Source organism: Arthrobacter sp. E3 (assembly GCF_017353415.1).
Taxonomy (GTDB): domain Bacteria; phylum Actinomycetota; class Actinomycetes; order Actinomycetales; family Micrococcaceae; genus Specibacter.
This window is the reverse complement of the sequence record NZ_JAFMPX010000019.1, coordinates 57138-68955: the sequence shown is the minus strand read 5'-3', so window position 1 is coordinate 68955 and position 11818 is coordinate 57138. Positions and strand designations below refer to the sequence as shown.

The window sequence follows — 11818 nt, the reverse complement described above, 5'->3', positions numbered from 1 at the left end:
TGTGGTGATGGGTGGTGAGCAAGGCAGTGCTGTGGTGGGCCAAAGCGGCCGCGGTGCGTTCAGGAATACACAGCGTCAGCGCGATGTCGGTGCAAGCGCTACTGTCGGCGATCCCTGCCTGCCACGGATCCAGACTGGTCGCGTCCGCTTCCACGTGGGCGGCTGCGATGACGCGGGCCACCAAGGCCGCTTTACACGCCGCTGTGGCGTCCTCGAGTCGTTTCAGTACCGCCAGCGCGGTCATGGAGGCGTCGTACACGGCACGAGCCACCCCCACCCTGGACGCAGGCTCAGGGCGAGGTGGCGGGAACGGGATGTAGGCGGGTAAATCAGCCAGGGCCGCAGTGTCAGGGCCAAAGGGTTCAATGGAAGGAAGCGTCATCGCGGCAAGGAAACCAGCCACATCTGCTGTGGCTGCAAAGCCCCGGTCTCCGGGGAACTCCTCCCGATTACTCATACCCCCATTCTACCCCCAACGTTATACAACCGCAATAACTATATGTACTTATATTCGATAATTTCGGCAGACTCAACCGCTAGATTCAACCACGCGTCCGCTGTGTTAGTTGTTGGGCTTCTTGAAAATGAGCCTGCCGCTGCCCGCATCAATGAGGACGTCGAACTTTGCCCCCGTTGAGTCGTTCACCTCGGCTTCCCACACAACAACTCCGGTTTCCTCATCTAGCTCAAGTTCGAGGATGGTGCCATTGGGAACGTGCGAGAGCACCTTGCCAGCCGCAGCTTCGAAATCTACGGTGGCTGCCTTCACGCGTCGCACATGCTTGGCCATGTCGTCGGCGTCGCCGTGCTCCACGGAGGGCCCGGAGAGGATTTTGCTGCCATCTGCGGAGACATGCACTTCGTGTTCGGTGCCATCCGACGTGGTCAGTTCCACCTCCCAAGCCTTACCGTTTTGCTCCAGGTCAAGGGACGTGACTGTGCTGCCTGGAACGGCATTCTGGGCCGTGCGGCCAGCTTGAATGAGCGCGCGTTGCGACGTCCCAGGGTTCGCCGTAGCGTTCGTCGTCGGTGAGGGCTCGGAACTTGGCGTGGCAGCCGCGCTGGTTGGCGAGGCCGCCGCCGTCGTACCTGCCGCCGTCGTTACTGGAGCTGTTGGGTCAGCAGTCTGTGAACAGCCGGTGAGGGCTAGTGCTGCGACTGCCAGGAAGGTCAGGGTGCTGCGGGACATGGGACACCTCGTATGTCGATTGGGCGGTGGCGGCTTGCCGCATTGTCTTCCCGATCGTACGGATACCCATGTGCGGTTGCAACGGCGGTTGCAACCGCACAATTTCCAGACCTACTCGCTGCGGCTGGACAGCAGTGCGCGCAATTCGTTTTCAGCTGTGATGGTGGTGACAAAGAACAGCTCGTCACCGGCCTCCACGACGTCGTCGGAACTCGGGGTGATGGGGGCTTCATCGCGCAGGATGGCCACCAGCGTGGAATCGAGCGGCCACTCGATGGCACCCACCGTCAATCCGATCACGTGCGAATCTCCAGGCACGGTGAACTCAACGAGGGAAGCCACCCCTGTCTGCAGCGTCAGCAATCGGACAAGGTCGCCAATTTCTACGGCTTCTTCCACGAGCGCCGTCATGAGCTGCGGGGTGTTGACCGCCACATCAACGCCCCAGGAATCGTCAAACATCCAGTCGTTCTTGGGGTTGTTGACCCGGCCCACAGTACGCCCCACACCAAATTCAGATTTGGCCAGCAGCGAGACGACCAGGTTGACCTTGTCATCCCCTGTTGCGGAAACGACGACGTCGGCCTCCTCCAGTTTCGCCTCACGCAGCGTACTGATCTCACAGGCGTCGCCCACCAGCCAGCGCGCACCGCGCAGCCCACTCTTGGCAATGACCTCCGGCTTGGGATCAATCAGCAGTGTTTCGTGGCCGTTGGAGAGCAGTTCCTTGGCAATGGAACAGCCCACGCTGCCTGCACCAACTATGACTACCAGCATGCTAAAGCTCCTTCAGTGGTGCGGCCGAGAGGATGTTGGCCACCTCGCTGGACTGGCTGCTGACAATCATGGCATGCACGGTGTCCCCCTGTTGGTAGCTCGTGTCCGGACCCGGCAGCATGCCCTCCCCGAAACGCGTCAGGTAGGCCACGCGCAACGCGCCTGCCTTTTCAATGTCCAGAACGTGGCGGCCAATCCACTCCGGGTGCAGCGTGAGCTCTGTCAGCAATAGGCGCCCGGAAGGCTCGCGGAAGTCACCCTTGATGGCTGTTTCAGGAAGTATGCGGCGAAGGACCTGATCGGCGCTCCAGCGTACGGCAGCAACCGTGGGGATGCCCAGGCGCTGGTAGATCTCGGCTCGACCGGGATCGTAAATCCTGGCAACCACGTGTTCAACGTGGAACGTCTCCCGTGCCACGCGCGTGGCCAGAATATTGGAGTTGTCACCGCTGGAGACGGCGGCGAAGGCGTACGCGGTTTCAATGTCAGCCTGCTTGAGCGTCTCCCGGTCAAATCCCACACCGGTGATCTTGCGCCCGCCAAAACCCGTGCGCAGGCGCCTGAACGCCCGCTCGTCTTGGTCGATGATGGCCACCGAGTGGCCAGAATCCTCCAAGGTGTGGGCCAGTGTTGCGCCCACGCGACCGCAACCCATGATCACAAAGTGTGCCACTGATGCTCCTTGTCATGGCAGCCCCGGCATGAAAGCCGGGTACCGCTGCTGGTGCCGCATGTTTTGACATGCAGTGCGGGTCTAATTTCACGTCCCCGGGGCACCGGTGGTCAAGTTGAAACCATGGGAGCTGTGCCGCTGGCTTCACAGAACCGGCCAAAAGTAGGCAGATGCGGGGTGAAAGCAGTGACGCGGGCAGTAGGACAAGTGTGTCACGCAGTTAGCTCAAAGACACTGGGGGGTCCCTACCTGCCGTTCTGGTGCTAGCGTTACCCGCGTGCTGAATTTCTTCAACGCGTTCAAGCGGATACTGGTGGGGCGCCCGTACCGAAGCGACAAGTTGTCCCACACGCTGCTGCCCAAACGCATCGCGCTGCCGGTGTTTGCCTCCGATGCGCTGTCCTCGGTGGCCTACGCCCCTGATGAAATTCTGCTTACCCTGGCCTTGGCCGGTGCCGCGGCGGTTGCGCTGTCCCCCTGGGTGGGACTGGCCGTCATGGTGGTCCTGCTGACAGTGGTGGCTTCCTACCGCCAGAACGTGCACGCCTACCCGTCCGGTGGTGGCGATTATGAGATTGCCTCCGTCAACCTGGGCAAGCGTGCCGGGCTCACAGTGGCCTCGGCCCTCATGGTGGACTACGTCCTGACAGTGGCAGTGTCCATGTCCTCGGCCGCAAACTACCTGGCCACAGCCATTCCCGGCTGGCACGGCACCCAAGCCGTGATCGCCGTCGTCGGTGTCATTATCCTGGCCCTAGTGAACCTGCGCGGCATCAGGGACGCAGGCAACGTGTTTGCCGTACCCACCTACATCTTCATGTTCTGCATCTTCTCCATGACGGCCGCCGGCCTGTTCCAAGCCGCCACCGGGACTCTTGGCCGGGCTCCGTCGGCCGATTTTGAGATCATTCCCGAAGCCGCGTTCAATCAGGGTTTGGTGGGCCTGGCCGGGGCTTTCCTGCTGCTGCGCGCATTCTCCTCAGGCGCCGCCGCACTGACCGGTGTGGAAGCCATCAGCAACGGAGTGCCGAACTTCCGCAAGCCCAAGAGCAAAAACGCTGCCACCACCCTGCTGCTGCTCGGCGCCATTGCCGCTGGCATGATGGCCAGCATCCTGTTCCTGGCCAATGCCACCGGCGTGCACATTGTGGCCGATCCGCACACCGAATTCCTGGTCAATGGCGTGGCCCCGCCGGCGGATTACGTGCAAAACCCGTCCATCAGCCAAATCGCCTCCACCATTTTCGGAGCCGGCTCCTTCCCGTTCTTCCTGATCGTGGCCGCCACCGGCATCATCTTGGTGTTTGCCTCCAATACCGCGTTCAACGGCTTCCCCGTGCTGGCCTCCATCCTGGCCAAGGACGGCTTCCTGCCCCGCCAGCTGCGTACCCGCGGTGACAGGCTCGCGTTCAGCAACGGCGTGATCCTGCTGGCCGTGGGCGCCCTGGTGCTCATCATCGCGTTCAACGCGGACGTCACCCGCCTGATCCAGCTCTACATTGTGGGCGTGTTCATCTCCTTCACGGCGAGCCAGCTGGGCATGGTGCGGCACTGGACCCGGGAACTGCTCAAGGTCAAGGACAAGCCGGTGCGGTACCGCATGATGCGCTCTCGGGTCATCAACACGCTGGGCTTCTGCATGACGCTGACGGTGCTGCTGATTGTCCTCGTGACGAAATTCGAGCAAGGCGCCTGGATCGCGTTGCTCGCCATGGCCATTTTGTACGCCGTCATGTGGGGCATCCGCTCGCACTACGACAACGTCGCCAAGGAACTGGCCGTCGAGACGGATTCGCCGCTGAAGGCGCTTCCTGCCCGCATCCACGCGGTGATTTTAGTCTCACACGTGCGCAAGCCCGTAGTCCGCGCCGTCGCCTTCGCCCGGGCATCGCGGCCTTCCACGCTGGAAGCGATCATCGTCGATCTTGATCCGGTGGAGACCGAACAAACCATCAAGGATTGGGAGAGGCTGGACATCCCGGTACCGTTGACTGTGTTGGCGAGCCCCTACCGGGAAACGCTGACGCCGCTGATCAACCACATCAAGGCCATGCGACAGGACTCCCCGCGTGACCTGATCGTGGTGTACATCCCGGAATACGTGGTGGGCAAATGGTGGGAGCAGCTGGTGCACAACCAGACCGCCCTGCGCATCAAGACGCGGCTGCATTTTGAACCCGGCGTCGTGGTGGCCAGCGTGCCTTGGCAGTTGAAGTCCTCCACTGACGCGAAGAAATATCAGGAATAGAGCATATGAGCGAGCCCACCAACATCCCCCGCCTCACCGTCACCGTGGGGCCGGTGGCCCATGGCGGCCATTGCGTTGCCCGGCATGAGGGCCGCGTGATCTTCGTGCGCCACGGCATCCCCGGGGAAACCGTGGAAATTTCCCTGACCGAGCACGACGACGACGCCAAGTTCTGGCGCGCGGACGTCACCCAGGTGATTGAGGGCTCCCCGGAACGCGTCACCCACTTTTGGCCCGAGGCAGATGCGCTGAGGGCTGCGGTGCGCCACGGCGCCCCCGTCGGCGGTGCCGAATTCGGCCACATCTCCCGCAAGGGCCAGCTTGAGCTGAAAACGGCCGTGGTGCGTGAGCAGCTTGAGCGCCTCGGCGGCCTGCAAAGCGCAACGATCGACACTTTGTTCAGCGCCGGCGTCGAGGACGTCGACACGAAGGGCACGGCCGAGCAGCAGGCCGGGCTCGGCTGGCGCACCCGCGTTGGTTTTGCCGTCACGCCGTCCGGGAAACTGGGCATGCACCCGCACCGCTCCCACGCCGTGCTGCCCGTGCAGGAGATGCCGCTGGCCGTGCCCGCCGTGAACGAGCTGCGCTTGTGGGACATCGACTTCACCGGCATTGAACGGGTCGAAGTGGCGGCGCCCGCCAACGGTTCCGGCGTGCTGGTGCTGCTGGCCCCCGCCGCCAACCTCACCGAAAAAGCTGCCGGGGCCGCCGTCAAGCGCATTTCCCGCGCCTTGGCCGCCTTGGAAACCCCGCCGTCCGTGGCCCGCTGGAACCCGGAAAACAGTGCCATTGAAGTGATCAACGGCCGCGGCTGGGTCAGGGAAACCACCGACGACCACGAATTCCGTGTCTCCGGCGACGGCTTCTGGCAGATCCACCGCAAGGCGCCGGCTGTCCTGACCGACGTGGCCCTCGGCTTCCTGCTGCAGGGCGGCTACCTGAACGACGGGGCCGACGTGGCCGACTTGTACGCTGGCGCCGGTCTGTTCACCGCACCGCTGGCCGACGCGGTGGGCCCGGACGGCAGCGTCCTTTCTGTGGAAGGCTCCGCGGGCACCAGCCGTGACGCCCGCAAGAACCTGCACGCCAGCGAACAGGTCGAAATCGTGCAGGGCCGGGTGGAGAAGATCCTGGGCACGCAGTCCCGCGCCTCGCGAACCGCAGCCGGGCAGCGGCGTCGTTTTGACGCCGTCGTGCTTGATCCGCCCCGCGCCGGTGCCGGGAAAGCCGTGGTTCAGGCCCTAGCGGCCACCGCTCCGGAGGCCATCGCGTACGTCTCCTGCGACCCTGCCGCGTTTGCCCGCGACGTGAAGTACTTTGCCAATGTCGGCTGGCAGGTGGAGAAGCTTCGTGCCTTTGACCTGTACCCGCACACGCACCACGTGGAGACAGTGGCGCTGCTGGTGCCGGCTGTGAAAGCAACCACCAGCAACTAGGACCGGACTTGAACGAAACGGACTTGAAACCCGCGGACGCAAGGGCCCGCAAGCCCCGGCGTGATCTGACCCGGAACAAACCCAAGGGCACCATCCTGGCCGAACGGCGCGATGAACACCGCCGTTTGGCCATGGTGCACGCGCGGGGCAAGCTGGCGCCGGTCGATGTGGCGGAGCTGGAACGCAGCGGGCTCAGCGCGGCGCAGGTCCATGAGCGGCGCGCTGCCGAACTGACAAACGCCGTTGCCCATGAAAGCAGCCGCAGCGTCTGGGCAATTGTGCGCGCCAACGTCTTCACACTGTTCAACACGGTGCTGGGCAGCTGCCTGGTACTGGTGCTGCTGGCGGGGGACCCGCGCGACGCGCTGTTTGGGTTCATCGTTCTTGCCAACGCCGCCATCGGGGTGGTGCAGGAGTACCGGGCCAAACGCACCCTTGACAAGCTCGCCGTGCTGCATGCCCCGCTGGCCCGGGTGCTGCGCGAGGGCCGGGAGCAGGACCTGGCGGTTGCCGACGTCGTCCAAGATGACGTGCTGCTGCTGCGCACCGGCGACCAAATTCCGGCCGACGCCATCATCCTGGCTGCGGAGTCCCTGGAAATTGACGAGTCGCTGCTGACGGGGGAGTCGGACCCCGTCATCAAGGGCCCCGGGGACATGGCGCTGTCCGGCTCCGCAGTGGTGGACGGATATGGCACGGCGCGCGTGCACAGGGTGGGGGCTGAGGCCTACGCTTCGGCGCTGACGGCTGAGGCGCGGCGCTTCTCGCTGGTGAATTCGGAGATCCGCAACTCCATCAACCGGATCATTTTGTACATTGCCTGGGCGTTGATCCCGATCATCCTGCTCGTGATCAACGGTCAGATGAGCGCCCACGGCGGCTGGGCTGCGGCCATTGATTCCGGTGCGTGGCGGATTGCTGTGATCAGCGCCGTGGCGAGCATTGTGGCCATGATTCCAGAAGGCCTGGTGCTGTTGACCAGCATTTCCTTCGGTATGGCCGCCGTGACCCTGGCCAGGCGGAAGGTCCTGGTCCAGGAACTTCCCGCCGTGGAGGGTCTGGCCCGGGTGGACATGGTGTGCCTTGACAAGACGGGCACGCTCACCGAAGGCAGCATGGAGTGGGATGGCAGCACCGTCTTTGGGCCCGTGCCCGGCTGGGAGCAGGTCCTGGCCTGGCAGGGTGCCCACCCCAACGCCAATGCCACCACATCCGCCCTTGCCGCCAAGTACGACGACGTCCCCGTTGAGCGTCCGACGGCGGAGCTCCCCTTCAGCAGCGCCCGCAAGTACAGTTCTGTCACCTTTGGTGACGGCGCACTGGCCGGTGAATGGGTGCTGGGTGGCCCTGAAATGGTCTTGACGCACGAATCCCATAAGGAGGCCCTCGAGGCGTCTTCCGAAGCGTCAGGGCGCGGCCTGCGGGCTGTGGTGCTGGCACATAGGCCAGTCAACGGCGAGGGTGACCTCCAAGCCGTGGCATTGTTGACGTTCCATGAAAAAATCCGCTCCGACGCCGCCGAGACACTGCAGTACTTCCGTGAGCAGGGTATTGAGCTGAAAATCATCTCCGGCGACAACCCACGCACCGTCGCAATAGTCGCCCGCGAAGTCGGTTTTGATTTCACCGGAGACGGTTACGACGCGCGGGACATGCCCGAAGACCGCGAGGCCATGACGGAGGTGTTGGAGCGCGAAAGCGTCCTGGGCCGCGTCACACCGGAACAAAAGAAGTCCATTGTGCTCACCTTGCAGAGCATGGGCCACGTGGTTGCCATGACGGGCGACGGCGTCAATGACGCGTTGGCGCTCAAGCATGCGGACATGGGGATCGCCATGGGCAGCGGTGCGGCAGCCACGAAGGCCGTCTCGCGTCTGGTGCTGCTGGACGGTAAGTTTTCCCACCTTCCCTCGGTGGTGGCTGAGGGGCGGCGCGTCATCGCCAATGTGGAGCGGGTGGCGAATCTGTTCCTGACAAAAACCACGTACGCGATTCTCATTTCCATCACGATTGCGCTGTTGATGTGGCGCTATCCGTTCCTGCCGCGGCAGCTGTCCATTGTCAGCTCCATGACCATCGGCATCCCTGCCTTCTTCCTGGCGCTGCTGCCCAATGCAAGGCGCTATCAGCCCGGATTCCTGCGGCGTACGCTCATGTTTGCCATACCCGCCGGGACCATCGTGGCGGTATGCATCATGGCCGTCTACTCCTATGCCCACGCCTTCCCGCACACCACGTTGGGCACAGAGCACGTGGTGCGCGAAGCCCAGACCGCAGTGACCATGACCGTGCTGGTGGTGGCGCTGTGGGTGCTCGGTGCGCTGGCACGCCCCTTCGACAGATGGCGGGCTTTGCTGGTGGCTGCCATGGTCGCGGGCCTGGCCTTGGTGATGGCTGTGCCGTTCGCCCGGACTTTCTTCGCCCTCGATATCCCAAGCGGCGGGCTTTTGGCGGTTACGATTGCGGTTACTGCAACAGGATGTCTGGCGATCGAGCTGCTCTACCGTTTTCTCAAGAGGCGCGGAGCGGTGTCCGAGCGCGAGTAAGGCATGCCTAACTGGCATCCTGTCCCGTGCGTGACAAAGATAAAAGTAGTGGCGAGAGGAGTCCATCGATGACTAATGTGGACAGTTTTGGATCCAAGGGCGTACTTAATGTAGCCGGGACCGAATACGAGATTTTCCGACTGAACTCGGTTGAAGGCGCAAAGAGCCTTCCGTTCAGCCTCAAGGTTTTGCTGGAAAACCTGCTTCGCACCGAGGACGGCGCAAATATTACCGCCGACCATGTGCGTGCGTTGGCAGCTTGGGATCCCAGTGCGGAGCCCAACACCGAAATTCAGTTCACCCCGGCACGCGTCATCATGCAGGACTTCACCGGAGTCCCCTGCATCGTTGACTTGGCCACCATGCGTGAAGCCGTCAAGGAACTTGGTGGCGACCCCACCCGCGTGAACCCCCTTGCCCCTGCAGAGATGGTCATTGACCACTCCGTGCAGATCGACGTCTTCGGCAACTCCGGCGCGATCGAGCGCAACATGGAGATCGAGTACCAGCGCAACGGTGAGCGCTACCAGTTCCTGCGCTGGGGCCAGACCGCTTTTGAGGACTTCAAGGTTGTCCCCCCGGGCATGGGAATCGTACACCAGGTCAACATCGAGTACTTGGCCCGCACCGTCATGACCCGCGAGGTCGACGGCGTTCTGCGCGCCTACCCGGACACCCTGGTCGGCACCGACTCGCACACCACCATGGTCAATGGCCTGGGCGTGCTCGGTTGGGGCGTTGGCGGTATCGAGGCCGAGGCAGCCATGCTTGGCCAGCCCGTCTCCATGCTGATCCCGCGCGTCGTCGGCTTCAAGCTGACCGGCTCCATCCCGGCAGGCGCCACCGCAACTGACGTGGTGCTGACCATCACCGAGCAGTTGCGCAAGCACGGCGTGGTGGGCAAGTTCGTTGAGTTCTACGGTGAAGGCGTTGCAGCTGTGCCGTTGGCCAACCGCGCCACCATCGGCAACATGAGCCCGGAGTTCGGCTCCACGGCCGCCATGTTCCCGATCGATGACGTCACGTTGGACTACCTGCGCCTGACCGGTCGCAGCGACGAGCAGGTGGCCCTCGTTGAGGCCTACGCCAAGGAGCAGGGCCTGTGGCACGACCCGTCGGTGGAGATCACGTTCTCCGAGTACCTCGAGCTGGACCTGTCCACGGTGGTTCCCTCCATCTCAGGGCCCAAGCGTCCGCAGGACCGCATTGAGCTGACCAACTCGAAGCAGCAGTTCCGCACGGATCTGAAGAACTACGTTTCCGAAGGCGACTTCGCCGAAGGCAACACGGTGGACGAGTCACTGGAAGAGTCCTTCCCGGCCTCCGATTCGCCCTCGTTCACCCATCCTGACACGCACCAGCACGACATTGTCCGTCAGGTTGCGTCCGCTGCTGCCGGTGCCGATGGCCGCGCGTCCTCCCCGATTCACGTCACCAACGAATCGGGCGTTGACTTCGAACTGGACCACGGTGCTGTTTCGATCGCCTCGATCACCTCCTGCACCAACACGTCCAACCCCTCCGTGATGCTCGCTGCGGCCGTTCTGGCCCGCAACGCCGTCAACAAGGGCTTGGCGTCCAAGCCCTGGGTCAAGACCTCTGTGGCCCCCGGCTCGAAGGTTGTCACCGACTACTACGAAAAGTCAGGCCTCGTGCCGTACCTGGAGAAGCTCGGCTTCTTCACGGTCGGCTACGGCTGCGCCACCTGCATCGGCAACTCCGGCCCGCTGGACACCGAAATCTCTGCAGCCATCGCTGAAAACGACCTTTCCGTCACCGCTGTTCTCTCCGGAAACCGCAACTTCGAAGGCCGCATCAACCCGGACGTGAAGATGAACTACCTGGCTTCACCGCCGCTGGTCATCGCCTACGCCCTGGCCGGCACCATGGACTTCGACTTCGAAGCTGATGCGCTGGGCCAGGACGAAAACGGCAACGACGTGTTCCTGAAGGACATCTGGCCGAACCCGGTCGAGGTCCAGGAAGTCATGGACGCCTCGATCGACCGCGAGATGTTCACGAACTCCTACGCCACCATCTTCGACGGCGACGACCGCTGGAAGGCATTGGAAACCCCCGAGGGCAACACCTTCGAATGGGATCCCAAGTCCACCTACGTCCGCAAGCCCCCGTACTTTGACGGCATGAAGGCTGAAGCTGAGCCGGTGGAGGACATTGCCGGTGCACGCGTGCTGCTCAAGCTCGGCGATTCCGTCACCACCGACCACATCAGCCCTGCAGGCTCGTTCAAGTCGGACACGCCGGCTGGCCAGTACCTGTTGGCCAACGGTGTGGAGCGCAAGGACTTCAACTCCTACGGTTCACGCCGTGGAAACCATGAGGTCATGATTCGTGGCACGTTCGCGAACATCCGCATCCGCAACCAGCTCCTGGACAACGTCGAAGGTGGCTTCACCCGCGACTTCTCCCAGGCCGGCGCCCCGCAAGCATACGTCTACGACGCTTCCCAGAACTACCAGGCTGCCGGCACTCCGCTGGTTGTGCTGGCTGGCAAGGAATACGGCTCGGGATCATCGCGTGACTGGGCTGCCAAGGGCACCGCTTTGTTGGGTGTGAAGGCTGTTGTTGCGGAGAGCTACGAGCGCATTCACCGCTCCAACCTCATCGGCATGGGCGTTCTCCCGCTGCAGTACCCGGCCGGCCAAAACGCAGAATCCTTGGGTCTGACCGGCACCGAGACATTCTCCGTGGAAGGCGTCACCGAGCTGAACAACGGCACGACGCCCAAGACCCTGAAAGTCACGGCAGTTGCTGAAGACGGCACCACGGTCAGCTTCGATGCAGTCTTGCGCATCGACACCCCCGGTGAAGCCGACTACTACCGCAACGGCGGCATCCTGCAGTACGTGCTGCGCCAGATCTCCGCAACCAGCTAAAAAGTGTAGATCTGCAACGGGCGGGCATCGGGGAAACCGGGTGCCCGCCCCG

8 protein-coding genes are annotated in these 11818 nt (G+C 63.2%); 4 read left to right on the top strand and 4 right to left on the bottom strand.

What is annotated here, in order from left to right; all coding sequences use genetic code 11:
* The 4 genes from JMA46_RS09990 to JMA46_RS09975 form a co-directional block, all read right to left on the bottom strand.
* Positions 1-457: hypothetical protein (locus JMA46_RS09990; protein ID WP_207345180.1), on the bottom strand; the 457-nt coding region annotated here is incomplete at its 3' end.
* A 105-nt stretch (positions 458-562) separates the two neighbouring features.
* On the bottom strand, positions 563-1189 hold the full coding sequence (locus JMA46_RS09985; RefSeq protein WP_207345179.1) for a PepSY domain-containing protein: 627 nt from the start codon (positions 1187-1189) through the stop codon (positions 563-565).
* Positions 1190-1300: 111 nt separating this feature from the next.
* Positions 1301-1966: a TrkA family potassium uptake protein gene (locus tag JMA46_RS09980; protein ID WP_207345178.1), complete on the bottom strand. Its 666-nt coding sequence runs from the start codon at positions 1964-1966 to the stop codon at positions 1301-1303.
* Between the two features lies 1 nt (position 1967).
* Positions 1968-2639 carry an NAD-binding protein gene (locus tag JMA46_RS09975; RefSeq protein ID WP_207345177.1) on the bottom strand — a complete coding sequence of 224 codons (672 nt, stop codon included), beginning with the start codon at positions 2637-2639 and terminating at the stop codon, positions 1968-1970.
* 277 nt (positions 2640-2916) lie between these two features.
* Here JMA46_RS09975 and JMA46_RS09970 point away from each other — a divergent pair, with 277 nt between their 5' ends.
* The 4 genes from JMA46_RS09970 (at position 2917) to JMA46_RS09955 (ending at position 11766) form a co-directional block, all read left to right on the top strand.
* Positions 2917-4887 carry an amino acid permease gene (locus JMA46_RS09970; RefSeq protein ID WP_207345176.1) on the top strand — a complete coding sequence of 657 codons (1971 nt, stop codon included), beginning with the start codon at positions 2917-2919 and terminating at the stop codon, positions 4885-4887.
* 5 nt (positions 4888-4892) lie between these two features.
* On the top strand, positions 4893-6323 hold the full coding sequence (locus JMA46_RS09965; RefSeq protein WP_207345175.1) for a TRAM domain-containing protein: 1431 nt from the start codon (positions 4893-4895) through the stop codon (positions 6321-6323).
* Positions 6324-6331: 8 nt separating this feature from the next.
* Positions 6332-8869, top strand: coding sequence for an HAD-IC family P-type ATPase (locus JMA46_RS09960; protein WP_348770112.1), 2538 nt, complete (start codon positions 6332-6334; stop codon positions 8867-8869).
* Positions 8870-8937: 68 nt separating this feature from the next.
* Positions 8938-11766: an aconitate hydratase gene (locus JMA46_RS09955; RefSeq protein ID WP_207345174.1), complete on the top strand. Its 2829-nt coding sequence runs from the start codon at positions 8938-8940 to the stop codon at positions 11764-11766.
* Positions 11767-11818 lie beyond the last annotated feature (52 nt).

Coding starts and splice junctions, on each gene's coding strand:
- JMA46_RS09980 (WP_207345178.1), bottom strand. CDS start 1,966: ATGCTGGTAGTCATAGTTGGTGCAGGCAGCGTGGGCTGTTCCATTGCC.
- JMA46_RS09965 (WP_207345175.1), top strand. CDS start 4,893: ATGAGCGAGCCCACCAACATCCCCCGCCTCACCGTCACCGTGGGGCCG.
- JMA46_RS09985 (WP_207345179.1), bottom strand. CDS start 1,189: ATGTCCCGCAGCACCCTGACCTTCCTGGCAGTCGCAGCACTAGCCCTC.
- JMA46_RS09955 (WP_207345174.1), top strand. CDS start 8,938: ATGACTAATGTGGACAGTTTTGGATCCAAGGGCGTACTTAATGTAGCC.